Below are 26953 nucleotides of genomic sequence, written 5' to 3'. Positions count from 1 at the left end.
GCTCGACTTGCATGTGTTAGGCCTGCCGCCAGCGTTCAATCTGAGCCATGATCAAACTCTTCAATTTAAGATTTTGTTCGGCTCAATGAATACTGAACATTACATAAGTAATGTTTGAATTGACTGTGCTCTTATTGGTTTTCACTTTTAAAAAGTGAAATAAAACAGCTCAAGGCTGCTTTCCAATTCGAATGGTCACTTCGTTTCATTGAAACCTAATTTGATACCGAGATATCGAATTGGATTATCATCAACGAGTGCCCACACAGATTGATAGGTCTATATTGTTAAAGAGCTTGCTTCGTAAGCTTTGCTATCGAAGCGGAGGCGTATTCTAAGGAATTAATTTTCAGTGTCAAACACTTTTTTAAATTAATTTTTAGAAGTTTTCTTTCGCCTTCTTGCCAACCGCTTTTGCGTTTCCGCTTTGCCCTGACAACGGAGGCGCATTATAGGGAGATGATTTTTCTTGGCAACCCCTTTTCAGAAAAAAAATCAAAAAAAAGCGTCGAATGATTAAATCTCACTCAAACGCTTATTTTTAGCACTCAGTTGTTAACTTCAAGTAGCAAATAGGCAATCAATATGTGTCTAGCCAAGACTCTTCAAAGCCTGTGATATCGAGACTCATTGATTGCGCCGCTTCGATTTGCTCGAGAGCCTCCAATTCTTTATTTACACTGCTCATCGTCAGTGTGTTGTTGTCTAGCTCAAACACCTGACTTTGAGTCGTATAGTAGAACTTAAGGATCGTCAGCGCTTTTACATCGCCATTGTTCGCGGCTGCTTTAATGCTTTTTAGTTTACGAAAGATCTTGTTGTGCAGCTGCTTGAGTTTCCAAACGTACAGCACTTCTTCCATGTATGGTCGAGTTTTAATTTGATTCAATAAAGAGAGGGAAGTTGCAACTGCGAGAACGACACCAATCAAATTCCAATGGAAATTGCCCGTTGATTGTTCTGGTACGACTTCAGTGTTGCCAAACAAAACAATCAACAAGGTACTAAAGGCAAGAGAGGAGATGGCGAGCAACGCAACAAAACCGCCAATCACAAGGTTTACTTTCTTTTTATAAATGTCTTTATTTATCTGTTTGATTTCCATATACCACTCCTAACAGGGTTGCCTCCTATTCTAACCAGCACACCCAGCTCCACAATCGAAGCTTTGTAAGTAAGTTCACATTTGCTATTAAACTCGCATCCCTTCCCTGCTTGGGTATATACTTCCGCGCATTCACTCTTCCTATATAGAGGCTAAATTCATGCGCTCTTTTGTTTTACGAGCTCGCGCGGCGCCAACCACCAGCAAAGCACTGTTAGAAGGTGTTGGTAATGAAGCGCATACAGAGATTCTTGCTCATACCATGATGAACACGATGTTCGTTGCTCAATCACACCGTGAAGATGTGGTTGTTCACTTGGTTTTAGAAAGCACAAAAGATTTCTCACGCACCATTACTATTCGCTCCAACGACATCACCAACATTGGCGGCTTCCATGAGTCAACCTTGATTGCAGCAGTGGCTCGCGCTTTGGATGCTTCGGTTGGTATGGGTAAAGAGCAACTTCGTGAAGTCGAACCTGGTATTACCGTTCGTACAGTGAGCTTTGAACGCCTAGTACAAGAACTGGCAGAAGATCACCAACTATATATGCTGGATAAGAAAGGCGAATTTGTTCGTGATGCAGAAATTGGTGAAAATCCATGTTTCTTGCTAACTGACCATATACCGATGCCGAAAAAGTCTTTTAACAGCTTAAAGCGCCTTGGCACAGAGAAGATCAGCTTAGGTCCTAAGATGCTTTTCGCTTCTCAGTGTGTAGTATTGATCCACAATGAGTTGGACATACGCGAATTCTAGTTATTCGCGCACACGTTGCTAGATAATGAAAGAGGACTCTATTGAGTCCTCTTTTTGTTTCTATAGTAATGCTAAGTTTACTTACCACCAATGCTCAAACGAGCAAAACGAACGTCTGGCGAGAAGAAAGTTCGGCTATCGTTAATTAGCTGAGTATCACCTACTGCCTCAACTTCTTGCAGCATATTGTAGAAGTTACCCGCTACCGTGATCCCACGAACTGGTTGAATGCGCTTACCATCACGGCACAAGAAACCACTCGCGCCAAATGAGAAATCACCACTCACTGCATCCGCACCAGAATGGACACCTTGAAGTTCGACTAACTCTAGGTACTCACCCGCTTTTACTTCTGACGCACTGCTGTTACCCGTCGCAATCACTTTGTGATTCGCTGATACGTCTAGGCTCGATTTTGCACCGCGAGCGGCACTTGCTGTCGAGACTGCGCCCAAGTAACTTGCGGTCTGGCTGTTGTGTAGCAAGGTTTTCAACTCACCATTAGCAATCATGACATTATCTTGAGTAGCGAAGCCTTCACTATCAAAACTCGCGATTGCCATACCATTTGGCATGTAAGCCGTATCAGTAAAGGTAATTAAATCACTCGCAACACGTTGACCAAGCTTGTCACCCAGTGGCGTAATGCCTTTCATCGCGCTTACGCCAGAGAAAGCACTGCCGAAAGCACCGAATAAACTTGCTAGCGCATTGATGTGGAAGATAGCAGGGTAGTTACCCGTCGCAACCGGTGCGCCTTCAAGAAGATCGCGAGCAAGGTTGTAGCCACCCTCGATACAGTAAGCTGGATTCAACTCATCAAAACGGCGACCCAGTGACATTCTACCCGCCATTGACTGTTTGCCGTCTTTTTCAAACAAGGTATACGCGTAACAAGTGAACGAGCGCTCGAAGTGTTGACACAATGTGCCTTGAGTATTGGCAATGATCAGTTGTGTTTCGCCATCGCTGTAACCATTGTAAGGTGCGCTAGAGGCGTGAGGCAGAGCCACTACGCCTTGCTCAAGAGCGAGAGACAGTTCGATTTTTTCGTCAACAGAAGTTGTATCTTCTTGCGCAATCTCAGCAACATCAGTCGCGATTTGACTGTTCACGCAACTAATCGTCTGATGTTCATCTTGCTTGGAAAAGCGAGCGCTTTGCAGTGCGTTGGTCAGCATCAAATCCAAGCTTGGTTGCTCTAACGACTCAGAATAGCTTGTTGCAACACGCGCATCTTTCACAACACGAACACCCAGAACTTGGCTTGAGCTTACTTTGTACTCATCCAGCTTTCCTTGGTTCGCTTTCAAAGAAAAGCTACTGTTACGGTTTACAATGACGTCCGCTTCTGCACCTTGGCGTTTTGCTTCTGATAGGACGTAATCAACCGCATTAAGAAGTTGTTGTTCTTGGCTCATTAGTTACCGCCTCCTACCAGAATGTTATCTACTTTCAGCGTTGGCTGACCGACAGTTGTTGGTACTGAACCACTCACGGAACCACACATGCCCGGCGCAAGCGCCATGTCTTTGCCGACCATGCTGATTTCTTTCAACACTTTTGGACCCGTGCTGATCAGCGTTGCTGTTTTCAGAGGCTTGGTGATTTTGCCATTTTCAATGAGGTAGGCTTCACGAACAGCAAAGTTAAACTCCCCCGTACCCGGTTGAACAGAGCCACCGCCCATCTTCTTCGCATAGATACCACGTTCGATGCCTGCCAGCATGTCATTAAGTGAATGCTCGCCCTCTTCGATAAAGGTGTTACGCATGCGCGAGGTTGGTGCGAACTTGTAGTTTTGACGACGACCAGAACCCGTAGGCTCATAACCTGTCTTCATGCCACCCATTTTATCGACCATGAAGCTGGTTAGCTTACCGTCTTTGATCAGTTGAGTGCGCTGAGTCTTCATACCTTCATCATCAATGTGAATCGAGCCCCATTCGTTGGTCATGGTGCCATCATCGACTGCATTCACTGCGGTGTGAGCAACCATTTCGCCCATCTTGTCGTGGAAGACTGATGCTTTCTTCGCAACTGAAGTGGTTTCTAGCAAGTGACCACATGCTTCATGGAAGATAACGCCGCCAAAGCCGTTACCAATCACCACCGGCATTTCACCCGATGGACAAGCATCCGCGCCAAGTTTTACTAACGCTTGCTGCGCGATAGTTTGACCTAGCTCTTTGGCATCAAGCTGTTCACTGAATTCCCAACCAGCAAGAGCGCCAGGACCTTCCATACCAGAAGACTGCTCATTACCTTTTTGCGCGACAGTGTTACCAGCAACACGAATGTAGTGGCGAGTATCGTCAACGTGTAGGCCTTCTGAGTTGAAGATAGACACTTGCTGTTCGCGCTGAAGCACGCTGCCAATAAACTGGCTGATATGTTCACTCTCTGCACGTGCTGCTTGGTCAACTTTCAATAGAAACGCGATTTTTGAATCTAGGTTAGCATCCTTACCTAGCGGCATGCGGCAACCATGTTGTATTGGGTAGCGGTTCAGATTGAGAGAACCTGCTGACGCGATTTGCTCACGCTTATCTTTTGCAGCAAGCAGTGAGGTTACGCGTTTAAGTTCAGTTTCATCTGTGCTGTTGGTGTAACCGTAAAGCACTTTATGACCGAAGAAGAGACGAATACCGATACCAAAATCGATACCCGAGTTAACCTTGTCCACCTCACCAGATGCGATCTGGACAGTGTTGGTTTGGTGATGTTCAACGAATAGTTCAGCGAAATCAGCCCCCAAAAAGAGCGCATGATCGATCACTGACTTCGCTGTTACAGAATTAAGCATGAAGTCTCCTTGCTCGATGATCGTCTTAGCCTTCCTAATTAACTGTGAAAAAGTTCAACAAAGTTAAATTGGCAACACGTTAAATTTTAACAGTTTTTTAACCTTGTTTTGTGCTAATCCTTGCTTAACGAGACCACGATTATTTATTAAATATTCCAGGTTCTGCTCATTCACCAGAGCGTTGCACTAGTAAATTCCACCCAGCAAACCATTTAGGTGCTTACTTTATCACTCACCTCGCATAATTGAATACTCATTATAATTACGCTCAAAAAACGTATCCCTTCCGCAATGGTCCTGCTATCATCCGAACGAAATAGTCGGGGGGCCACACGACAAGTGTTGGCTGAGATCGAAATTCGAGACCCGTTGAACCTGATTCAGTTAGCACTGACGTAGGGAACTATGCACACTTTGCCTTTCGTCGCCCCTCTTAGGTAAGCGATAGCGATCGAAAAATCGATCTATCTGCAATGGTCAAAGTCAGTTCCTATACGTCTTGTAGTAGGAGCGACCATGACGCAGCAATCACAACCTCATTCACATCAAACGCCAGCCTTGCCTACCCCTATCGTATTGACCATCGCGGGCTCAGACAGTGGTGGCGGTGCAGGTATTCAAGCTGACATCAAAGCGATGTCCGCAACTGGTAGCTTTGCCTGCTCAGTGATTACCGCCATCACCTCACAAAACACTCAAGGCGTCTCTGCGATTTTCCCAATTCCTCTCGACCATGTAGAGAGTCAACTCGATGCGGTATTCACCGACCTCAACATCGTTGCAGTAAAAGTGGGCATGCTGGCCGATTCCAACATCATCAAAGTCGTTGCTGACAAAATTAAACAATACCAGCCAAAACACCTCGTGATTGACCCTGTAATGGTGGCCACCAGCGGCGATCTATTACTGGAACAGTCGGCAATCAGCACTTTAAAAGAAGAATTGATTCCGCTCGCAGACATCATTACCCCTAACCTACCCGAAGGCGCAGCATTGACGGGTAAGCCAATGCCTCAATCAGAATCTGAAATGAACGATATGATTACCGACCTTCGTGCGCTTGGCGCCAAAGCTATTCTGCTCAAAGGCGGTCACCTTGAAGAAAATGAAAACAGCAACGATCTGCTTATCATGCAAGACAGTGCCGAGTTAATTAGCGCCAAGCGATTTCCAACCAAAAACACCCATGGCACAGGCTGTACACTTTCTTCCGCCATTGCGTCTTATCTTGGCCAAGGCAACAACCTACACAAAGCGGTGCACCTGGGTAAGCAGTACATCAGCCAAGCTATCGCGCACGCTGATGAATTGGATGTAGGTAAAGGCCATGGCCCTGTGAACCACTTTTTTGCGGGTCATACTTATGTTCGCTAACGCGATTGGCATTCAGCTTTCCGATGCTAGTCTGCGATACAAAGACAGCCAAACACCGACTTTAGCAGGAATGAACATGACCATTCCCGTCGGTAAATGGACGGTATTACTCGGACGAAGTGGCTGCGGGAAAACCACAATATTGCGTTACTTAGCTGGCCTGCTGGATGACCAAGTTGACTGGCATGGCGAACTCATCACAACGGATGGCGCTACACTGCATGACCGTATCGCTTACATGGCTCAGCAGGATTTATTGCTACCGTGGTTGAATGTGTTAGACAACGTCTGCCTCAGTTCTCGATTTTCTCAAGAGCAAGCACCAGAGCAAAATAGACAACGTGCACTGACTTTACTAAGCCAAGTGGGACTCGCCGATTACGCGGATGCTAAGCCAGCTCAGCTCTCTGGCGGCATGAGACAACGTGTTGCCCTTGCTCGCACTCTGATGCAAGACAAGCCTCTGGTTCTGATGGATGAGCCTTTCTCTGCGTTGGACGCGGTTACTCGCCATAAGTTGCAGACCTTGTCTGCCGAATTACTGAAATATAAGACCGTTGTTCTTATTACCCACGACCCACAAGAAGCGGTGCGATTAGCTCACCAACTCTATGTACTGCAAGGTACGCCTGCGCAAGCTCAGCACTTGGTCGTTCCAGACTCCAAGCCGCCACGAGTTCTCGATGGAGAGTGCGCCGCGCTTCAACAAGCGATTTTGGATCAATTGGAGAAAGACTATGAGTGATATGACTCAGTACAACTCCGTTTCGGCAAGCATTAGTAAAAAAGAACGCGTGACCCATCCGGCTCTGCGCTTGGTCATTAGCACAGCGGTGATCTTGGGATTGTGGCAGTTGGTTGTTGTGGTATTCGACATGCCAAGCTTCATCTTACCTTCACCAATTGAAGTGCTGGATAGATTAGTCACTCGTTACGATGTCCTGCTCAAACATACTTGGGTTACCGCGCAAGAGATTTTACTTGGCTTGGCGCTTGGATTATCAATGGGTTTGCTGTTCGCATTGCAAATGCTGATGTTCGAGCCGCTGAAGCGTTGGTTACTGCCAATTCTGATTGCTAGCCAAGCGATCCCTGTATTCGCTATCGCGCCAGTGCTCATGCTTTGGCTGGGTTACGGCATTGCATCGAAAGTAGTCATGGCGGCGATCATCATCTTTTTCCCCGTCACGACATGTTGCTATGACGGCTTGCGCAATACGCCAACAGGTTACCTCGACCTTGCCAAGACCATGGGCGCGTCGAAATGGCAATTACTTCGTCATATTCAATTGCCAGCCGCCCTACCAACTTTAGCGTCAGGTATTCGTGTTGCCGTCGTTATTGCGCCAATTGGAGCAGTGGTCGGTGAGTGGGTAGGTTCAAGTGAAGGCTTGGGTTATCTGATGCTCCAAGCCAACGCTCGCATGATCATTGATGAGATGTTTGCAGCGCTGTTTATCCTCGCTGTGCTGTCTATCTCACTCTACTTCATCACCGATAAATTATTGAAAAAAGCCATCCCTTGGGAAAGCAAATAATTACAGAAAATAACCAAAGAAAATTGGGAAAGAAAAGGAAGAACCCCGTGAATAAAAACAAACTTATGAGCGCTGCTGCTCTACTCGCTTCAGTGGTATCAACCAACGTTCTTGCCGCTAAAAAAGAGATGACACTGATGTTGGATTGGTTCGTCAATCCAAACCATGGTCCTATCGTGATTGCCAAAGAGCGTGGTTACTTCAAAGAGCAAGGTTTGAAGGTCAACATTCAAGAGCCGGCAGATCCAAGTACACCACCTAAGTTGGTCGCTGCTGGCAAAGTCGACATGGCGATTTCATACCAACCAAGCCTAACTATCGATGTCGCGGCTGGTTTGCCACTAATCCGCTCTGCGACTTTGATTGCTACGCCACTCAACACGTTGATGGTGTTGGACAACAGTAAGAATGAAAACCTTGGCGACTTGAAAGGCAAGAAGATCGGTATTGCGATCGCAGGCAACGAAGAAGCGACAATCGGCACCATGCTAGCGCAAGAAAACGTGAAGTTTTCTGACGTACAAATCATCAACGTAGGTTGGGCGCTGTCTTCGTCTCTTGCGTCTGGCAAGGTGGATGCGATTTGGGGCGGTCTACGTAACTTCGAAACCAACCAACTGGCACTAGAAGGTTATAAAGCTAAGGCCTTCTTCCCTGAAGAACACGGCGTGCCAGCGTATGACGAGTTAGTCTTCGTAGCCAATGCAAAAAACTACGACAAAGAAGCCATCAAGGCATTCAACAAAGCACTAGAGCAAGCGACCACTTACATCGTTAACCATCCAAAAGAGTCGTGGAAAGAGTTCGTGGCTTATTCACCAGACACGCTCAACAACGAGCTTAACCAACGCGCTTGGAACGACACGCTAACTCGTTTCGCTCTTCGTCCATCCGCAGTAGATCTGAAACGCTACGATGATTATGCGCAGTTCATGTATTCACAAAACATCATCGAAACACTGCCAAAAGCGAAAGATTACGTACCGAGCTTTGACTAATTCTACTGACCTTAGGATCTAAGCCTAGGGTCTTTTGATAACGAGATACTCATAATGAAATACCAAGATTTGATCGACGCTTGCCGCCACGATTGGCAAGAATACACTGAGCATGCTTTCGTGCAGCAATTGGCGCAAGGCACTCTGGCTCAGCCTTGTTTTCTGCATTACCTAAAGCAGGATTTTCTTTTCCTAAAGCAGTACGCACGAGCTTACGCATTAGCGATCTACAAAGCACGTACTTTGGATGACATGCGCCGTGTCCTACCAAGCGTACACGCATTGCTCGATTCTGAAATCGCCCACCACGTGACTTACTGTGAGCAATGGGGACTGACAGAATCCGACTTAGAAAACGAGCCAGAAGATTTCGGCACTGTGGCTTACACCCGTTACGTATTAGATGCTGGCATGACGGGCGATCTTGTTGATCTATACGCGGCACTAGCGCCATGCTCCATCGGTTATGCCGTAATCGGTAAGGTGCTGATTGAAGATGAAAAGACCGTAATCGAAGGCAACCCATATGCAAGTTGGATCAACCTCTACGGTGGTGAGGAATTCCAATCTGGTGTCGCAAAAGGGGCAGAACACTTTAATCAGTTGCTAGCAGAAATTGATATCAACAGCCAGCGCGGTCAAAACCTGATTCAGGTATTCAAAACCGCAACGCGTATGGAAGTAGCATTCTGGCAACAAGGTCCGAACGCTCAGCAAGATTAATCGGAGAGTCTCATGTTAATTGAACAAATCACCCAAGCATTAACCGCAGTACGCCAGCAAAAGCCGTTAGTCGTCAACATCACTAACTACGTGGTGATGAATAACACAGCAAACGCACTATTAGCGATCGGCGCTTCTCCAATCATGGCGCACTCCAAACAAGAGATGGCAGAGATGATGTCGTTCGCTGGCGCACTGGTTATCAACATCGGTACCCTAGACAGCGTTTGGACACCGCGCATGAGCTATGCCGTAGAGCAAGCCAATGCCAACGGTAAAATCGTTGTACTCGACCCTGTCGGTTGCGGAGCAAGCTCACTACGTACCGAGACATCACGTGAGATCGCACGCCTTGCCGACAAGTTGATCATTCGTGGTAACGCCTCAGAAATCATCGGTCTCGCTGGCGAACAAGCACAAAGCAAAGGCGTCGATGCGTTAGACAGCAGCGACGCAGCACTTGGCGCAGCGAACTTCTTAGTTTCAGAGTATGGTGCAAGTGTGGTGATTTCTGGCGAGACTGATTACATCATCACGAAAGAGCAAACTGTGCAGCTAAACAACGGTCACGAGATGATGCCATACGTAACCGGAATGGGCTGCACACTAACGGCACTGACGGGTGCTTTCGCTGCTGTTGGTGATCACTCCGGACTTGCTGCCGCGGCGGTACTGGGCGTTGTGGGTGAAATTGCGGCTGAGCAAGCGCGAGGGCCAGGCAGTCTGCAAATGAACCTGTTGGATGAGCTTTACCAACTGGATGAAGAAACACTGGCAAAACGCCTAAAACTCCAAGTGAGTTAAGCTTTCTCTAACAAATACCGGCCTCTCACTCCCTGTAGATGAGAGGCCCAAAGGAAACAAAATGAACGCCTATCGTTTATATTTGGTCACCGATGACCAACAAGATTTAGCCACACTAAAGCGTGTTGTGAGAAAAGCCGTGGAAGGTGGCGTGACCATGGTACAAGTCCGCGAAAAACACGGCGATGTGCGTGCGTTTATCGAACGTGCTCAAGCCGTGAAAGACATCCTTAAAGATACCAATGTGCCTTTGATCATCAATGACCGCGTTGATGTTGCACTGGCAGTTGATGCCGATGGGGTTCACCTCGGGCAATCAGACATGCCCGCAACTATCGCTCGTGAGTTGATTGGACCAAACAAAATCCTCGGCTTATCGATTGAGACTGAAGAGCAGTTGGCAGAGGCGGGGTCTCTGCCCATTGATTACATCGGCTTGAGTGCCATCTTCGCGACGCCGACCAAAACCAACACCAAAAAACATTGGGGTATTGATGGTTTGAAAATGGCGTTAGAGACGACTTCACTGCCGATTGTTGCCATTGGCGGCATTAACGAAACCAACATTCCTGCCCTGAGTGCGACAGGTGTACATGGTTTGGCTTTGGTTTCTGCCATTTGTCATGCAGAAAACCCAACCAAAGCAGCAGAGTACTTACTTTCTCTGATGGATTAAGACCCCAACGCTTAAGGATGAGCGCCTTTACCCTCCGGATAAATGTCATCAATTCATCACTCAGCCTTCATTCTCTCGTCAAATTGACAGAGCGTTGATAAGTTTTTCACGCCAGATAACGTAAGATAAGCCCCTTATTTTCACGTGGTTGAATAACCCTCAATAAAAACAAAACGCTCTCAATGAAAACCAAAAAATATGGATTGATGATGCTCGCCTTGTTTGTTCTTGGCATCATCCCGATGTCGCTGTTTGGCTCTTATCACAATCTCACGTCACAGGTGCCTGAAAGTCTGGGTATTACTTTTACTTTGCTCACAGATTCTGCTGGTAGCAAAAGCTTTTTAATTACGTTAACACTGCTACTGCTTTCTTTATTTCACTTTAAACCAAGTCGCATTGAGTGGATGCAAAAACTCTCAATGTTAGGGCTGTTACTTGTGATTGGCTTTGCCAGCAAAACGGGGCTAAAACTGATGACAGAAAGCCCGCGTCCCTACACGGAATTGCTCGCAGCAGAACAATTGATTGAAACACCAGAAACGTTTTATCAGTTGGATACAAAGCAGCAAGCCAACGTAATTAACCAGATTTCTGAACACGTCAGTGATTGGCGAACGCGCCATTGGCAAGGCGAAAAAGACTATTCTTTCCCATCCGGCCATACGATTTTCGTTTCGATTTGTTTGGCTTTCTTTGGCGGGTTGTTCTTACAGAACAAGTGCTATATCTCTGCACTGTCATTATGGATGTGGGGAATGAGCGTCGCATATAGCCGCTTATGGCTGGGTATGCATCGCCCTGAAGATTTAATAGGCTCAGTCTTGTTTGTCGCGATTGTATTTACTTTACTCCCGATATTTCAGATTAAGAAACAGATGCCATTTGTTTCTCTCGCTTCGCGCTAATGTGAACGATGACTAGATAAAAAGAAGCCAGCGATTCGCTGGCTTCTTGCTTTAAAACGCTACTTTTTTCTAACCATTTCTTGGTGGTTCAAACGCTGTTAGTTCTAATTCTGGGCCAGTGTATTTTTCAATACGAACCAGTGCCGAGTTCGCCGCACAGCCGTTTGCAAGTCGAGAGGTCGGAATATCCAACGTTAACACGTTACAACCGCCGTTCTTACAAATGCCGGTTTTCGGATCCAGATCCGGCCAGCCGCCTTCATGAATACACACTGAACCTTGCTTGATTCGGTCAGTCACTTCTGCACCAACCAATACTTGGCCACGGTTGTTAAACGCACGAACTAGATCGCCCGTTTTAATACCACGCGCTTTCGCATCTTCAGGGTGAATCCAAATAGGTTCACGGTTTGCAATTGCGTACTCTTCGCGAATCTTCGCGTAGTTAAACTGGCTGTGTAGACGATGCGCTGCGTGCGCGGTCATTAGCTGCAACTCGCCATCTTTCGCAGTACCCGTGTACTCGGTTGGTGCCATCCACGTTGGGTGTGGAGGACAGTCTTCCAACTGGTAACCTTCAATGGTTTTCGAGAAGATTTCGATCTTACCACTTGGTGTACCGAGTGGATTCATGATCGGGTCTTCACGGAAATCCGCGTAACGAACAAACTGTGCGTTCTTCTCGTTCCACTTCATCTCGATCAGTTGGTTATCTTCCCAGAACTTGCTGAAGTTCGGCATTGCTACGCGAGAGCCACGGCCACCTTGTTGCGCCGCCTTGTAGAAGCCGTACAGCCATTCCATTTCAGTTTTGCCTTCGGTGTACACATCACGGCCACCCGGTGCTAGCATCTCTGCCATGTCCGCGAATACATCAAAGTCATTACGCGCTTCACCTTGTGGCTCAATCACTTGCTTCATTGGCACCAAGTGTTGGTTACTGTAGTCACCCGTCATCGTTAAGTCGTTACGCTCGAACGATGTGGTGATTGGCAGAACAATGTCCGCGTGCTTCGCAGCCGCCGTCCAGTAAGGCTCTGAAATCACGATCAGTTCAGGCTTTTGCCATGCTTTAATCAAGCGGTTGGTATCTTGGTGGTGAGTAAAGTTCGCACCACCGGCCCACCAAATCATCTTGATGTCCGGGAACGTCAGTTCATGACCGTTATGATGGTAGGATTGACCTGGGTTTTCCAACGCCTCGACAATACGCGCTACAGGGAAGCTTTGCACCGCGCCAGACACCGCCCAGTCGTTCCCCGCAGAAGAGCCGCCACCCAGCGATGCCGAAATCGCAGGAAGTACGCCAGCATCACGAGCAGGGTTACCACCGTTTGAGTAGTGGTAAGAGAAACCAAAACCACCGCCCGGTAAACCGATCTGGCCCAACATCGTTGCCAGTGTAACCAGCATCCAGTGACGCTGCTCACCGTATTGTTGGCGCTGCATGCCCCAACCCGCCATCAGCATGGTGCGGTTTTTACTGAAGATGTCAGCCAGTAACTCAAGTTGCTTCGCAGGTACGCCACAGATTTGTGATGCCCATTCTGCTGATTTTTCTACGCCGTCTTCTTCGCCCATCAGGTACGCTTCAAACTTGTCGTAACCTGCGGTGTATTTATCGAGGAAGGCTTTATCGTGCTTACCTTGTTTCACCAAGGTGTGTGCGATACCCATCATCATTGCCACGTCGGTCATTGGGTGAGGAGCAATCCACTCCGCATTCTCGCCAAAGAACTCGATGGTTTCAGAACGAATTGGGTCAATCGCAATAACCGTCTTGCCTGATTTTTTCAATTGATGGAAGAACTCAAGACCCGCGCAGTCTGTTGAGCTCCACGCGATTTTTAGAGTGTTGATTGGGTTTAAGCCCCAAAGCACAACCACATCGCTGTGCTCTAATACCACTGGGTACGTGGTTTGTTGCTCGTACACTTCGATAGAGCCCACAACGTGCGGCATGATGATCTGCGCAGCACCCGTTGAGTAGTCACCCAAGTGGCCTGAATAGCCACCCGCCATGCTCATGTAACGTTGCAGCAAGGTTTGTGCTTTGTGCAGCACGCCACTTGAACGCCAGCCGTAAGAGCCTGCAAACACAGAAGCCGGGCCATATTCTTTGCGAATTCGCATGTGCTGTTCGTGGATCAGCTTGTAAGCCTCATCCCAAGACACACGCACAAACTCATCACTACCGCGCACACCTTCTGGCGACGATGGGTTTGCGAAGTAGCCTTTACGTACCATTGGGTACTTCACACGCGCTTTAGTGTGCACTTGGTCAGGACCGGTGCTTTGTAGGCTGTTTGATACCGTTTGTGGCAATGCATTCGTGGTTGAAACCAGCTTACCGTCTTGCACTTCACACAGCATTGGGCCCATGCGGCCCGCCGTTAGAATGCCTTTGCCGCGAGCATTAGAAGAAGCAACAGACATAGGTGCAAATGAAGTGAATGCCATTGCACCAGCCGCCATACCAGTGCCTTTTAGAAATCCGCGACGGGTCATATTAGTCATAATCTTATCCTTCTATTTATCGTTAGTGACCAACCACATCTTTCGCGTGGTGCTGGAAGAACTTGGTTAGAATTTCTAGGTTCTCGGCTGAAATATCAGTTCGATCACCCATACTTTTCGCTACCGGTCCCCATGCATTCACTGTGAAGTGATTTGAAGGAATTTTAGCGTGACAAGTTGCACAGTAAACGTTGTCCAATTCTTCTGCGTATGACCATACGGGTTCAAGCGTGTCTACAACTGGAGAATCAATAGCACCTGTTAGAGAAACCGCGCGCCATTCGTTGCCGTAAACATCTGCCTCAAATTCACCAGTTTCAAGCGCTTGTTGGCCTTGCTCGGTTAGCGTTGCTACGATGGCACGTTGACCTTCTCCCATGTAAAGCACTTGCTCTGCGCCTTTCATTTGGAATGCGTTCAACTTAACAGTGCGGTTGTCGCCTTCAGAGCTGATTACTTCCAACTTCGTCGTTGGGTTAATTTTACCCATCTCACCCATTGCGATTTCAGTCACAGGGTAAACGACTTTGGCACCAGGTGATGTTTTTGTGGTGAAGCTCATCAACGTTTCAAATGCCTTGCTGTCTAGCTCTGCTTCTGGTGCAAAGTGCGCCACACCTTTATGACAATCGATACACGTTTGATCGTTTGCTTTCGCGTAAGCGTGCATCTTCGCCGCATCACGTGATTGTTCAAACTCTTCCATTGCATCGAAATCATGACACGAACGACACGTCGCTGAATCATTTTCACGGAACTGAGCCCATACCGTTTCAGCCATATCTTTACGATGTGCTTCATATTTCTCTGGCGTGTCGATCTTACCTGTCACAAATTCATGGTAGATGTCTTTCGACGCGCGAATTTTGGTGATCAGGTAATCCATTGGTTCTTGAGGAATATGACAGTCAGAACATTCCGCGCGAATGCCTTTCGCATTACTGAAGTGCACTGAGCCTTGGTACTCTTTGTAAGGGGTTTCCATAGAGTGGCACGAGAGACAAAATTCAGTATCTGAGGTGTAATGCACTACTGCCGCACTCCCCCCCAAAGTTAACCAGCCCACACCAATGCCGGCAGCAACCAGCAGTGCAACATATCGTTTTTTTATTGACATAATTAGCAACACTTCCAAATAAAATGTAATTATAGGTCGCAAATTACTACTTTATGGGTAGTCCTCTCTTGATCCACATCATTTCCGTGTTGCTCTGTATGCCTCAAGTATGAAATTTTGTTATTTGCATCTCAAAGATGAATATATGGCAATAATCCATTACCCAGCCAACCATTCACCACATAAATCACTTTTATGAATGCAACTATTTGATTAAACAGATAAGAGGATGAGAGACTGAATCTCCACATTGATGCAGTAAGGACACGCATGTCAGTTTATATCGAGACACACAGAAGCCAATTAAGACCCATCAAAGCCAGTGACTGGGAACTCTTTCAACGATTACTCTCCGAACAAGAGGTTATTGCGCTCTGTTTCGATCGTCCCAGCGAAACAGAAATAAGAGAAAAATTTGCTTCGCGATTATTACCATGGACCCCAAATAGCCAGCATTGGCTTTGCCTTGTAATACTCGATAAGCAATCTGAGCAACCCATCGGCATCACTGGCTTTGCTATTGAAAACGGTAAGGCAGAGGTAGGTTACTTACTTTTGCCGGAATTTCATGGCCAACAGTTTGGAACAGAAACTCTTCAAGCGCTTCTATATTGGGCAACCTCGACACATAACATCAACCACTTTTCCGCGACGGTCACTGAAGGCAATATTGCGTCAGAGCGTGTCCTGATAAAATGTGGTTTCGAACTCATTGAGGTCATTCCAGACGCATACCAAATTGGTGGCAAACCCTACGCCGATAAAATCTACTCACTATATAAATAAGGACGTATTTTGAATAAAGTAGTCATCATTACCGGCGCAAGCCGAGGCATTGGAGCCGCAGCGGCAAAAAAGCTGGCCGAGCAAGGCTATCGCGTTTGCGTTAATTACCGCACTCAGCAAGAGGCCGCCGACCAAGTTGTGGCAGAAATACAAGCAAACGGTGGAAAAGCGATTGCCATCGCCGCAGACGTAGCCGATGAGAAGCAAGTGCTCTCCTTGTTTGATGAAACAGAACGTGAATTTGGTGCAGTGACGCACTTGGTCAACAACGTTGGCATCCTATTTACTCAATCGCCTTTGTCAGAAATCAGCTTGGAACGCTTTCAGAAAGTAATGAACACCAATGTGAATAGCTGTTTTCTCTGCTGTCGAGAAGCGGCGAGGCGATTCAGTGCAGGCGGTGCAATTGTGAATGTCTCCTCTGGAGCGTCGCGCTCAGGCGCGCCATTTGAGTATGTCGATTACGCCACATCAAAAGGCGCGATGGATACCTTAACTAAAGGGCTCTCGCTAGAGTTGGCAGAGCGCAATATTCGCGTCAATGGCGTTCGACCTGGTTTCATTTACACTGATATGCATGCCGACGGCGGAGAACCAAACCGAGTAGATAGACTCAGCCCTCAAATTCCTCTTAAACGCGGTGGCACGGTAGAAGAAGTAGCAAATGCGATCGCTTGGCTATTAAGTGACGAAGCCTCTTATGTCACAGGTTCATTTATCGATATTGCAGGGGGCAGATAGAATGCAAGTCCATATCCGACAAGCGATTCCCGAAGATTTAGACGGAATTTTTCAGCTTAATTTTCAAATTAATTCACTGCATTTTGCGAATGCGCCAGAAGCCTTTGTTGCGCCTTCAGGAGCTGACCGCGAATTTCTTGCACAAGCACTAGAGAACAAAGAGCGACTCTTTTTGATTGCCGAACGCGAACAGCAAATTCTCGGCTTCTTAACCGCGATGATCACCCAAAACGACACCGTCAGTTTTCTGATCAAAGACCCAATTTGTCGCGTGGGAACAATTGTTGTCGATGAAGCGCAAAAGCAGCAAGGAATCGGCCGCCAACTGCTCCTAGCCTGTGAGCAATGGGCGCGCGACGCCAATGCCACACAAATTCGATTGGAAGTGATGGAATTCAATCAGCCAGCACAGCGCTTTTACGATAATCAAGGTTTTAAAACTAACTCACGCATTATGCTGAAACATTTGTAACGATAACGACAATTAAGCGCTTTTCACGACTAAACCCACCTAAATCGCATTTATCGATGCAATTTACCCCCTGATTTTAGAAAAAGACGATATGATGTGCGGATAAGGAGATTCGAACATGATTTATCTTTTCGATTGGGGGAACACCTTGATGGTAGATTTCCCTCACGCACAAGGAAAAATGTGCGATTGGGAACACGTAGAAGCAGTTCCTCAAGCCAGAGAAACACTGGCAATACTTTCCCAAAATCATCCCATCTACATTGCGACCAGTGCATCTGATTCCAACATGGAAGAGGTTCAGCGTGCATTTGTTCGCGTCGACTTAGACCAATACTTAAATGGCTATTTTTGTTTTGCCAACCTCGGCATCGCTAAAAACCAACCTGAGTTTTATCTCGCCATCGCAAAACAGTTAGGGGTTAACGTGAGTGGAATAACCATGGTTGGCGATTTACCTCACAAAGATATTTACCCTGCGATGAAAGCGGGCGTAAACACAATTTGGTTTAACCCAACGGGCGCTGATGCACCAGCCGAAGCCATTCCTAACCAAATTCGTTGTTTATCTGAGCTTATCCCCTAACCGTTACTAACCTGCACTAATCAAGGAAGATGAATGCAAATAAGATCCATCAAGGTGAGCGATATCGCGCGCTTCACCGCGCTGTGGAATCGGGTGTACTCCGAAGGGGAATTTTTGATTTCTCCTGCACCCGATAACGCAACGCTTTGCAGAATCCTGCAACGTGTGGAAAACGAGTCCATCCCTCAGTTTGTCGCGTTTGACCGCCAAAAACTTATCGGTAGTGTTGAAATCTACCCAGCTGAGATGTGCGGTTACGAAAGAGGGCAACGCCTTCGCGTCGGTATTCTTGGTATTCACATCGACAAAAACTACCGAGGCAAAGGACTGGGGCGGAAACTATTGGCAGTTGCGATCGCGCGTGGTTGGGAATTTGGTTACGACCAAATCGCACTCTACGTATACACAACCAACACACCAGCGATTGCTTTGTATGAACGGTTTGGATTTGAACATCAGGGAGAACTTGGGGAAGTGACCTTGCCAAATGGTAAAGTCTTGATGAGTCAAAAAATGATATTGTATAAAGCGCAAAGCCGTTCGAAAAGCCCAGATTTGTAGAGTCACGATAACCGTTGTTCGCAACACTTATTCGGGGTTAACACCCTTGCGTCACATGCCCTCGAACAATTGAATCGTTAGAGGCTTGATTCACGTAGTAGAAATAGCACGCTTCTTCTGCCAATGTGTAACCTTGCGGCCAAATGTACACAACGCGATCAACACCCGATTTATCTAAGAACTGATAATCAGGAATCGCGACAAAATGAGCGCTGTTCGGGTGCTGCTGACCGATGATGCAAAAATCACTGCCTTTGCACGGCACGTCAATTTTCGAATAACCTCTGGCTGGTAGATCGATTTCTAACAAAGCTCGAATACTATCGGCACTCGCTTCTGGCATGCCTTTGCGTGTTTTGACATGTCGGTCAATGTAGTGAACGTGCTCTTGGCCGTAAGCGTTATCAATCACTGATTGAGCATGGAAGAATTTGAGAGCCGTACCCAAAGAAGACTGAGAACTGTGTAACATCGCAGCGTATGCTTGGCGATGAATATCGAGTAGTACTGGTAAAGCAGCTAATGCGATGAAAGCCAAAGTGGTAAGCACTATGGTGATTCCATCAGCGTAAATCCCTTTGATTTCACGTTTCTTATCTCAACTAGCCCAAGACAATAGCCCCACATCCATGTGAGACCGAGCCAATATATCGCCAATTTCTTACGATTAAAGGCTTAAGGGGTAAGAAGAAACAAACACCACGCAAACTTGAGAACAGCAGCCAAATAGCCGTGTAACAAAACGACGCTATGTGTCAGATATTAGACGGTTTTTACTCTCTAGTTACTGAGTAAAGGCACATTATTTCGCACCAGACCACGACGAACATTCGTGCACATTTTGCCAAAACGACGAATCTCATCGAACTGCGGAACAATGCCGCGCTCCATGGCTGACTCCCAATAAGTGACTTCTGAATCGACCATTTCCAACAATTTCTTCGGACAGCCAATGCACTGCCCTTCTGGTCCACATACAAACGTTTCTGGTTCATAAATTGGTAGTTCCGCTTTTACTTGCTCGATGATGCTACGCATGGCGGTCATTCGATCTGGCTTTACCTTCATCATTCTGCTCCACGGATTAAGATGAAGCAGATTGTACCCACTGGCACGCAAATGTCCCTACCCAATTTAGGTATATTCTGTTTGAATCGATTTCTTTATCGTCAGATCCGGCTTTTTAACCACCAAATACACCGCCGTAGCTGCCAGTACGAAACCAGAAATCCCCATCCAATCAAATGACTCTCCAAACGCGAGCCAAGCCTGAATCGCCGTCGTTGGCGGCACCAGGTAGAATACAGAAGCTACGCTCGATGCAGCACCGTTCTTAACCATGTACAGCAGCAGTAGAATAGCTACACAAGAGAGCACGACGACCAACCACAACACGGTCAAAATAAACTCCAGTTCCCACTGCACTTGCATGGTTTCAAACTGCATCGCAACGGGCAGAAACATGACGAGCGCGGCCAAATATTGCACCGTCGCACCACCCACCATATCCACTTTTTGGCAATGTTTTTTCTGATAAAGTGTCCCTAGCGTGATACCAACCAAAGCCAACAAACACAAACCAATGGCCAACACTTTATGCTGCTCGGATTGCCACTCCATTTTGCCCATCAACACCATAGCGATACCGACAAAACCAAGAGCCAAACCCAGCCATTGCGAGGGCTTAAACTCCTCACGAACAAACGCCACCAGCAAAGCCGCGGTTAAAATCGGTTGAATACCCACCAGCAACGAACTCAACCCAGCAGGCATACCCAAGGCGATAGCGAAATAAGTACCGCCCAGATAGAAACCGTGGATCAACGCACCAACCACACAGCTGTGCCAAAAATCTTTTCCTGTCGGCAACCTTCTACGCAATACCGCCACAAGAACCAAAAACAATAAGACATTGAATGCCATACGGATAGAAAGTAGTGTCGCTGGCTCGGCATATTGCAAACCAAAACGCGCACCAACGAATCCAGAAGCCCAAAGGATGACAAATACAAAAGGGATGGCTCGGATTAACATGATCGCCTCACTCACGCTTGTTTTATGTTTTGAGATACTGCTAATGTAATTAGGTACAGTGTTTTCAAAAAGTGACAGATGGAAGTGTTTTTATGGGTACAAATTTATTGGGAAGCGGTGAAGGGAATAAGTACCTCGTGGTGGAAAAACACCTCAAACAAGCCATCAATGGTGGCGTTTATCAGGCGGATGATCGACTGCCCTCCATTCGCTCGTTGAGCCAAGAATTAAACGTCAGTAAAAATACAGTGATTCGTGCGTATCAAGAGCTGGAAGCACAAAACTTGGTTTACTCGGTACCCAAATCGGGTTATCGAGTTAAAGTCGCCTTGCCGACCTCTCGCTCAATTCCGGATCCGACTCGCGTGGATTTGCTCTCGATCTGCAAAGAAATCCTTACTTATCCTGAATACCAAGAGCGTTTGCCTACCGGTTCTGCCCACCCAAACATTGACTCCCCCGCGATCAAAAGCTTGTACGCCGAGATCGGCCGCCACAGCCGCCAGCAAACGCATGTACCGAGCCATTACCAATTACCCCCCGGTGATCACCTCTTAATCAAACAACTGGCGAAAATCACACAAGATTTGGGCACGCCAGCCAAGTTGGATGAGATCATGGTGACGCACGGCGCGCAACAAGCCATTAGCCTAGCGCTGCGCGCAACGACACAAAAAGGCGATATCGTCGCGGTGGAGTCCCCTTGCTATTTTGGCAACTTATTGATGCTCGAATCACTCGGCCTCAAAGCGGTGGAAATTCCGAGTTGCCCGCGCGACGGCATGTACCCCGAAGCCTTAGCAAAAGCAATGGCGACATGGGACATAAAAGCGATCATCGTAACGCCAAACTTCACCAATCCAACTGGTGCCATGATGCCGCTAGAAAAGCGCCAGCGATTGCTCTTGGCATCTGGCAATATTCCTATTATCGAAGACGATGTGTTTGGCGGGTTAAGCTATGACAAGCCGTTACCAAGCTTGAGATTGCTCGATGACAAGCAACGCGTAATTTACGTGAATTCGTTATCCAAAACGCTCGATTCGCGTTTGAGAATTGGTTGGATGTTGGCGGGGCGATATCGAGATCAAATTGAGCAATATCTATTGTGTGAGAACATGGGCAGTTTGAACCTGATGCAATCCGCCGTGGCAACGTTTCTAACGTCAGGCAAGTATCGAACGCATACTGCGCGAATGGGTCGGGTTTATCAAAACAACATGCGCCGATTTATCCAGATGCTTCATCAATACTTGGATGAATACGAACCTCTAAAAAATCGATACCAGATCAACGCCGTGCAAGGTTCGTTCTTGCTTTGGTTGCGACTGCCCGAAGACACGGACAGCTATGCGTTGTATCAAGCATGCAATAAGCACAGAATCAGCCTACTTCCCGGCACCGTATTTGGCACTCAAGGGCAATATCGGCATTGCGTACGCCTCAGCGTGGCAAACTTTGGTCATGAAACCGATTGGAGTCACGCGATGCAAACACTGGCAAAATTGATAGCAAAGCATGCCTGTTAACTCGCTCTTACTAAATGAACTTATGCCGACACACGCAAACAGGTAACAACAAAAAACTCCACGCAAAGGTGGAGTTTTTCATATCGTCATCGCCTTCAGTGCGACTTAATTTGCCACATTCTCGCGACGTTTTCGGCTAAATTAGCAACGTTGACGTCGGCCTCTTTCATGGCCTCAGGTAAGCTCATCGCCCTTGGTACACAAGCAAACACCGCATCAATGCCGCACTCATAAACCGCCTGATAGTTGTCGCCCACACAGCCTGCTAATGCAATGACTGGTAAATTACACTGCTTAGCCACCTGAGCAACGCCCATCGGCGTTTTGCCATGTGCGGTTTGATGATCGATTCGACCCTCGCCTGTAAATACGATATCCGCATCCTCAACATGCTGAGCAAGTTTGACCGTTTCAAGCACAATCTCAATTCCTGGTTGCAAACATGCTGGCGTGTACCCGAGCAAGGCCGCGCCCATACCACCAGCAGCACCCGCCCCTTCACGAGTCAGTACATGCTTACCCGTCGCTTGTTCCGTCAACTCGCCAAACTTGCGCAATGCGTTATCGAGCAGAGTGACGTCTGATACCGTCGCTCCCTTTTGAGGGCCAAAGATAGCCGACGCGCCTTTGTCACCACAGAGTGGGTTATCAACATCGCACGCTACCAACACTTCGCAAGTTGCTAAGCGAGGGTCAAGACCAGAAATATCGATGGACGCAAGCGCCGCTAACCCGCCTCCATTTGGGGTAATTGCATGACCAGATTCATCAAGAAACGCCACCCCCAACGCGGTCAACATGCCCACGCCACCATCATTGGTAGCGCTGCCGCCCAAACCAATGATTAAGCGTTGAATACCTCTATCTAGCGCGTGTTTGATCAGCTGTCCAGTACCAATGCTACTGGTCAGTTTTGGGTCGCGAGCATCACTCGGCACAAGGTGCAGACCACTGGCCTCCGCCATTTCAATAACCGCGGTTTCGCCGTCGCCGAGGATGCCATAAAACGCTTCAACATCATTCCCTAATGGCGCGGTCACCGTTGTGAAGACTTGTTCGCCTTGAGTTGCATCTATCAAAGATTGAACCGTGCCTTCGCCACCGTCTGCGACCGGAACCGTAACAAACTCGGCATCATGCCATACGCGAGCAAGACCCGTTTTGATCGCCTCGCTCACTTGTTTGGCGGTTAAGCTTTCTTTAAATGAATCAGGTGCAATTACCACTTTCATACGTATTTCCAGAGACTTATAAGAGAACGAGGCTCAAAATGTACACTAATGCCATTGCCGTGACACCTTGAACGAGCGTAGCCATGGTTTGCGCGCGGTACGCTAGGCCCACCGACATGCGACTAAACTGCGAAACTACCCAGAAGAAACTGTCGTTTGCATGAGAAACCGTCATCGCACCTGCACCGATCGCCATCACCGTTAATACGCGGCCCATTTCTGAATCGAGCCCCAATTGCGTGAGCATAGGCGCAACCAAAGCCGATGTGGTCACCAATGCAACCGTTGATGAACCTTGCGCCGACTTTAGCGCAGCCGCAACGATAAATGGCATGAAAATACCCACGCCCAGCGCCGATAGCGTCGTACCTAAGTATTCACCTAGCGGCGTTGCTTTTAATACCGCGCCAAATGCACCACCCGCACCGGTAATCAAAAGAATAGGCGCAGCAGCCGTAATACCTTGGCTGATTCGCTCGCCAAATTCTTCAATCTTGTTGTCTGACTTGAGTAGGCGAACAGAAAGGAACAGGCCAATCACCAATGCCGTTAGTGGCTGTCCTAAGAAAGTCAGAACATCAAACACAAAACCTTCGCCCAGCGGTAGGCTTGGGAATTTCGCGATAGAGCCAAAACAGATCAATAAGATTGGAACAAAAATAGGAGCGAATGCTTGGCTCGCCGTTGGCAATTTGCCGTAAGACGCTTTGAGTGCTTGCCAATCATGCTGAATTTCCTCTGCGGCTTCAATGCCATCTGGTTCAACATGTTGGAATCGGTTCGCCCACAACATACCCGCTAGCGCCGCAACCGCTGCAACAAACACACCCACACCAATCACTAAACCAAGGTTAGATTCCAGGCCTAAGTTACCCGCAGCGGCAATCGGGCCAGGAGTTGGCGGCACAAACGTGTGCGTTGCGTATAGGCCAGTTGCCAACGCCACACTCATCGCAACGCTTGAGGTTTTTAAACGCTTAGCGAGTGATTCTTTGAGCGAGTTCAGAATGACAAAGCCTGAATCACAAAACACTGGAACAGAAACGATGTAACCGATGATGCTCATGGTCAATGTTGGGAAACGCTCACCCAACACTTTGATGACCGTATCGGCCATGGTGATCGCCGCACCACTTTTTTCCAAAATAACACCAATGATGGTACCTAAAACGATAACCAAACCAATGTAACCAAGGATGCCGCCAAAGCCAGAAGCAATGGTTTTGGCAATGCTATCTGCCGGTAAGCCGTAAGCAAATGCCGCAAGGAACGCCGCGATGATCAGCGCTAAAAAGGGATGTAATTTGAATTTGGTGGTCGTGAGCACAATAAATGCGATCACCCCGAGCAGGATTAATATAAGGTTCATGATAACTCCATTTATTCTTATTTTGCTGAGCGAGTCCGTGTTGGCTCACTCAACATGTAGGGACGCATGAATTATTAATCGTTTGCTTTAGAATTCCTTTAGGCGGAGTGACAAATGATGTGGTCAAAAAATGACGCGTATTGTGCAGATGCACAATATCACGACATTTTTGAGAGCCGAGTCGCAATATAAAGCTCCGCTAACCCCACAAAATTGGTAGTTGGTAGCCCTGTTATCTCGGTGATTTTCTCTAACCGATAGCGCAGAGTGTTCCGGTGAATAAACAGCATTTTAGAGCATTCTGTTACATTGCCATTGCATTCAAACAGTGCATCTAGGGTTTTCAATAATTGCCCAGATTTGTCTTTCTCTTTCAACCGTTTCACACCATCAACAATTTGTTCACCTTGCCAAATATCCGCCAACGGCGCTAACAAAACAGGCAAACGAAGTTCATCGAACAGGTACTTACGTTTCTCTGGGTAAAACTGCTTGCCAATAGCTAATACCTGCTTCGCACTTTGGTATGACAACGCGACATCTTTAGGCTCATTAAACAGCTGCCCTAGCGCAATGTGAAACGTATGCGAATCGTGATCGCTTAAACGCGACATCAACTTATCAATGCGCTCACTTTCAACTTGGCTATCCCACTGCTTGGCGGAATGACACGGTTTCAACACCACAATTTCATTCACTGAGACAATCGCAACTAGGTTGTTACGCTCTGGGTATTCAAGCAGCTCAACAATATTGCGCACACTCTTCATGCTTTTCGAGGCGGACGGCGTCGAGACTTCAATCACCGTTGCCACCCGTGGTTGAGTAACATCGATAGAAAGACGCATCGCCCAATCTTTCAGCTCTTCATCGGTCAATTTCCCATTGATCCAAGCCAGAATAAACTCTTCGCGATGACGTCTGTCCCACTGAAATTTTTCCACCAGCGCGGCTTGCTCGATTGTCAGTTCAGCGGTCATTTTAACCAGTTTTGCAAAATCTCGGATTTTCTCCGGCTCGCCTGTGACGCCAACAATACCGACCACGTCGCCATGTAATTTCAACAACATATTGATACCGGGTTTGACACCCTGCAACGTCAAACATTGCTGCTCATTAAGCTCTAGCGAATCGCCATGATTCAGCGCCAGTACCGCGCCATCATGCACTTGCCCAACACGTTTAGGGTCGCCACTGCCAATGATGATGCCTGCCGAGTTCATCACATTCACATTGTGACCAATGATGGACATGGTTCGATCAACAATTTGTTGTGCTAAAGCGTGGTCGAGAATCACCATTTCGAGTTTCCAAATTGACCGTTTAATCACTCAATAAATCACAAATGGCAAACTATCGCGATGCTGCGGTTCTAAATAACGGAAGCAGCTCAAAGCATTATCCAATTACCCATATTTAAAAAGTGGATTAAACCTTCATTTTTAGCAGCGGGTTATATACTTAGAACAAAGGTTACCAATGCATTCTTCACTGTGCATTGATGCCACTCGTCTACCTACAGAGGAGAGATCAACATGGAGTTACGGAATAAATCGGGGGAAGTTGCAAATATTGCTGATAACCTCACTTTGAAGGAAATCACAGAAATGGGCTACACCGTAGATTTATGCGATGAAGCATTTGCTCCTGGAGAGCATTGGAAAGCGGAAGGTAAAACGCAAGGTATGGGCGAGTATCCAGAGGAGTAAACGTCCTGACGAACCAGCGTACAAAAGCGTTCCACAAACAGAAAAGCCGAGCGACTTAACGCTCGGTTTTTTTACTTTTGAACTTCTTGAATAAACAAGCTCATCTCTTCAAGATAATTGCCGTTTGAGCATCCCCAGTCGGTGACCTCAATCAACTCTGTAACTAACTGTCCAGACTCATCATCTTGCACTCTCTGCACAAACGCTTCAAAACGTTCCAGTTGTGCCTGACTCTTAACGCCATGCACGGCATATTCTACAAGCAAGCCGTTGTACGTCTGCCAGCGCTGATCGCCCGCAACATCATTGCTTAAAATCACAGAACACTTTTGTTGAATGCTTTCAACCGCATCATTTCTTGGTGGCGCGACTGTGGAACATCCAACTAAAATCGTACCTACCGCCAATAACGTAACTTTTGTCTTATTTATCATATCGTTTCCAACTGTATCGCCACGATATGGAAATCTTATTACACCTGATAAGGATCATCGATAGCGCACCGCAGATTAATTACTTAATAAACTGTAAACTCCATACCAGTCTTAACACTGCAAGCTCATAACTCCTATTAACTCACCCAAATGTAAACAAATAGTAAAATCACC

28 protein-coding genes, 1 rRNA gene and 1 riboswitch are annotated in these 26953 nt (G+C 47.2%); of the genes, 16 read left to right on the top strand and 13 right to left on the bottom strand.

Annotated elements, in window-relative coordinates; translation table 11 throughout:
* Together R7Z10_RS16295 and R7Z10_RS16290 are read right to left on the bottom strand one after the other, a co-directional pair.
* Positions 1-67: ribosomal RNA gene (locus tag R7Z10_RS16295) — 16S ribosomal RNA — on the bottom strand; the annotation flags it as partial.
* Positions 68-580: 513 nt separating this feature from the next.
* Positions 581-1105, bottom strand: a complete 525-nt coding sequence (locus R7Z10_RS16290) for a DUF3087 domain-containing protein (protein WP_017820996.1) — start codon at positions 1103-1105, stop codon at positions 581-583.
* A gap of 160 nt (positions 1106-1265) precedes the next feature.
* Between R7Z10_RS16290 and trmY the strand changes: the two genes are divergently transcribed.
* Positions 1266-1865 (top strand): tRNA (pseudouridine(54)-N(1))-methyltransferase TrmY, encoded by a 600-nt coding sequence (trmY, locus tag R7Z10_RS16285; RefSeq protein WP_017634347.1) that lies wholly within the window; start codon positions 1266-1268, stop codon positions 1863-1865.
* A gap of 77 nt (positions 1866-1942) precedes the next feature.
* Here trmY and R7Z10_RS16280 read toward each other — a convergent pair whose 3' ends face one another.
* Together R7Z10_RS16280 and R7Z10_RS16275 are read right to left on the bottom strand one after the other, a co-directional pair.
* On the bottom strand, positions 1943-3286 hold the full coding sequence (locus R7Z10_RS16280; RefSeq protein WP_017820997.1) for a TldD/PmbA family protein: 1344 nt from the start codon (positions 3284-3286) through the stop codon (positions 1943-1945).
* Positions 3286-4671: a TldD/PmbA family protein gene (locus R7Z10_RS16275; protein WP_054702131.1), complete on the bottom strand. Its 1386-nt coding sequence runs from the start codon at positions 4669-4671 to the stop codon at positions 3286-3288. The genes R7Z10_RS16280 and R7Z10_RS16275 overlap by 1 nt, the downstream gene beginning before the upstream one ends.
* 311 nt (positions 4672-4982) lie before the next feature.
* Positions 4983-5090, top strand: a riboswitch (TPP riboswitch).
* A gap of 97 nt (positions 5091-5187) precedes the next feature.
* On the opposite strand from R7Z10_RS16275, the gene thiD reads away from it, so the two are divergent.
* The 8 genes from thiD to R7Z10_RS16235 all read left to right on the top strand — a co-directional run bounded on the left by thiD (position 5188) and on the right by R7Z10_RS16235 (position 11692).
* Positions 5188-6045, top strand: a complete 858-nt coding sequence (gene thiD, locus R7Z10_RS16270) for a bifunctional hydroxymethylpyrimidine kinase/phosphomethylpyrimidine kinase (RefSeq protein ID WP_047102518.1) — start codon at positions 5188-5190, stop codon at positions 6043-6045.
* On the top strand, positions 6035-6790 hold the full coding sequence (locus tag R7Z10_RS16265; RefSeq protein ID WP_318105321.1) for an ABC transporter ATP-binding protein: 756 nt from the start codon (positions 6035-6037) through the stop codon (positions 6788-6790). The genes thiD and R7Z10_RS16265 overlap by 11 nt, the downstream gene beginning before the upstream one ends.
* Entirely contained in the window at positions 6783-7583 is an 801-nt protein-coding gene (locus tag R7Z10_RS16260) for an ABC transporter permease (protein WP_149191644.1), read from the top strand. The genes R7Z10_RS16265 and R7Z10_RS16260 overlap by 8 nt, the downstream gene beginning before the upstream one ends.
* A gap of 47 nt (positions 7584-7630) precedes the next feature.
* A complete protein-coding gene (locus R7Z10_RS16255) occupies positions 7631-8581 on the top strand; it encodes an ABC transporter substrate-binding protein (RefSeq protein ID WP_318105318.1) in 951 nt (316 codons plus the stop codon).
* 54 nt (positions 8582-8635) lie between these two features.
* Positions 8636-9304 carry a thiaminase II gene (gene tenA, locus R7Z10_RS16250; RefSeq protein WP_318105316.1) on the top strand — a complete coding sequence of 223 codons (669 nt, stop codon included), beginning with the start codon at positions 8636-8638 and terminating at the stop codon, positions 9302-9304.
* 12 nt (positions 9305-9316) lie between these two features.
* Positions 9317-10108, top strand: a complete 792-nt coding sequence (thiM, locus tag R7Z10_RS16245) for a hydroxyethylthiazole kinase (RefSeq protein ID WP_005374295.1) — start codon at positions 9317-9319, stop codon at positions 10106-10108.
* Positions 10109-10169: 61 nt separating this feature from the next.
* Positions 10170-10784, top strand: coding sequence for a thiamine phosphate synthase (gene thiE / locus R7Z10_RS16240; RefSeq protein WP_318105314.1), 615 nt, complete (start codon positions 10170-10172; stop codon positions 10782-10784).
* Positions 10785-10966: 182 nt separating this feature from the next.
* Positions 10967-11692, top strand: coding sequence for a phosphatase PAP2 family protein (locus R7Z10_RS16235; RefSeq protein ID WP_318105311.1), 726 nt, complete (start codon positions 10967-10969; stop codon positions 11690-11692).
* Between the two features lie 69 nt (positions 11693-11761).
* Here the strand turns inward: R7Z10_RS16235 and R7Z10_RS16230 are convergent, their stop codons facing one another.
* On the bottom strand, positions 11762-14209 hold the full coding sequence (locus R7Z10_RS16230) for a molybdopterin guanine dinucleotide-containing S/N-oxide reductase (RefSeq protein WP_318105308.1): 2448 nt from the start codon (positions 14207-14209) through the stop codon (positions 11762-11764).
* Positions 14210-14231: 22 nt separating this feature from the next.
* Positions 14232-15326, bottom strand: a complete 1095-nt coding sequence (locus R7Z10_RS16225) for a NapC/NirT family cytochrome c (protein WP_318105305.1) — start codon at positions 15324-15326, stop codon at positions 14232-14234.
* A gap of 270 nt (positions 15327-15596) precedes the next feature.
* Here R7Z10_RS16225 and R7Z10_RS16220 point away from each other — a divergent pair, with 270 nt between their 5' ends.
* From R7Z10_RS16220 to R7Z10_RS16200, 5 genes are all read left to right on the top strand, one after another.
* Entirely contained in the window at positions 15597-16112 is a 516-nt protein-coding gene (locus tag R7Z10_RS16220) for a GNAT family N-acetyltransferase (RefSeq protein WP_154204132.1), read from the top strand.
* A gap of 9 nt (positions 16113-16121) precedes the next feature.
* Positions 16122-16853, top strand: a complete 732-nt coding sequence (locus R7Z10_RS16215; protein ID WP_017821007.1) for a glucose 1-dehydrogenase — start codon at positions 16122-16124, stop codon at positions 16851-16853.
* 1 nt (position 16854) lies between these two features.
* On the top strand, positions 16855-17325 hold the full coding sequence (locus R7Z10_RS16210; RefSeq protein ID WP_005383318.1) for a GNAT family N-acetyltransferase: 471 nt from the start codon (positions 16855-16857) through the stop codon (positions 17323-17325).
* A 118-nt stretch (positions 17326-17443) separates the two neighbouring features.
* Positions 17444-17911, top strand: a complete 468-nt coding sequence (locus R7Z10_RS16205; RefSeq protein WP_005374312.1) for an HAD family hydrolase — start codon at positions 17444-17446, stop codon at positions 17909-17911.
* Between the two features lie 33 nt (positions 17912-17944).
* Entirely contained in the window at positions 17945-18472 is a 528-nt protein-coding gene (locus R7Z10_RS16200) for a GNAT family N-acetyltransferase (RefSeq protein WP_318105301.1), read from the top strand.
* A 37-nt stretch (positions 18473-18509) separates the two neighbouring features.
* Here the strand turns inward: R7Z10_RS16200 and R7Z10_RS16195 are convergent, their stop codons facing one another.
* The 3 genes from R7Z10_RS16195 to R7Z10_RS16185 all read right to left on the bottom strand — a co-directional run bounded on the left by R7Z10_RS16195 (position 18510) and on the right by R7Z10_RS16185 (position 20506).
* Positions 18510-19031, bottom strand: a complete 522-nt coding sequence (locus R7Z10_RS16195; protein WP_318105324.1) for a hypothetical protein — start codon at positions 19029-19031, stop codon at positions 18510-18512.
* Between the two features lie 221 nt (positions 19032-19252).
* The gene (locus R7Z10_RS16190; protein ID WP_005374318.1) at positions 19253-19540 is read right to left on the bottom strand and encodes a hypothetical protein; all 288 of its coding nucleotides are present in this window, start codon (positions 19538-19540) and stop codon (positions 19253-19255) included.
* 66 nt (positions 19541-19606) lie between these two features.
* Positions 19607-20506 (bottom strand): DMT family transporter, encoded by a 900-nt coding sequence (locus R7Z10_RS16185; protein WP_138939344.1) that lies wholly within the window; start codon positions 20504-20506, stop codon positions 19607-19609.
* A gap of 92 nt (positions 20507-20598) precedes the next feature.
* Between R7Z10_RS16185 and R7Z10_RS16180 the strand changes: the two genes are divergently transcribed.
* The gene (locus tag R7Z10_RS16180) at positions 20599-22035 is read left to right on the top strand and encodes a PLP-dependent aminotransferase family protein (protein WP_318105300.1); all 1437 of its coding nucleotides are present in this window, start codon (positions 20599-20601) and stop codon (positions 22033-22035) included.
* 95 nt (positions 22036-22130) lie between these two features.
* Here the strand turns inward: R7Z10_RS16180 and R7Z10_RS16175 are convergent, their stop codons facing one another.
* From R7Z10_RS16175 to R7Z10_RS16165, 3 genes are all read right to left on the bottom strand, one after another.
* Positions 22131-23267, bottom strand: a complete 1137-nt coding sequence (locus tag R7Z10_RS16175; protein ID WP_318105298.1) for a glycerate kinase — start codon at positions 23265-23267, stop codon at positions 22131-22133.
* Between the two features lie 16 nt (positions 23268-23283).
* Complete coding sequence (locus tag R7Z10_RS16170) at positions 23284-24636, bottom strand: GntP family permease (RefSeq protein WP_021452774.1); 1353 nt, start codon at positions 24634-24636, stop codon at positions 23284-23286.
* 158 nt (positions 24637-24794) lie between these two features.
* Entirely contained in the window at positions 24795-25937 is a 1143-nt protein-coding gene (locus tag R7Z10_RS16165) for a sugar diacid recognition domain-containing protein (protein ID WP_318105296.1), read from the bottom strand.
* A gap of 234 nt (positions 25938-26171) precedes the next feature.
* Between R7Z10_RS16165 and R7Z10_RS16160 the strand changes: the two genes are divergently transcribed.
* Positions 26172-26345 carry a hypothetical protein gene (locus tag R7Z10_RS16160; protein WP_005374332.1) on the top strand — a complete coding sequence of 58 codons (174 nt, stop codon included), beginning with the start codon at positions 26172-26174 and terminating at the stop codon, positions 26343-26345.
* 71 nt (positions 26346-26416) lie between these two features.
* Here the strand turns inward: R7Z10_RS16160 and R7Z10_RS16155 are convergent, their stop codons facing one another.
* The gene (locus R7Z10_RS16155; protein ID WP_017634365.1) at positions 26417-26779 is read right to left on the bottom strand and encodes a hypothetical protein; all 363 of its coding nucleotides are present in this window, start codon (positions 26777-26779) and stop codon (positions 26417-26419) included.
* Positions 26780-26953 lie beyond the last annotated feature (174 nt).

It is taken from the genome of Vibrio sp. Vb1018, from assembly GCF_033338775.1.
Classification (GTDB): Bacteria; Pseudomonadota; Gammaproteobacteria; order Enterobacterales; family Vibrionaceae; genus Vibrio; species Vibrio alginolyticus.
The sequence above is the reverse complement of the archived record's forward strand: the minus strand, read 5'-3'. Positions and strand labels throughout refer to the sequence as shown.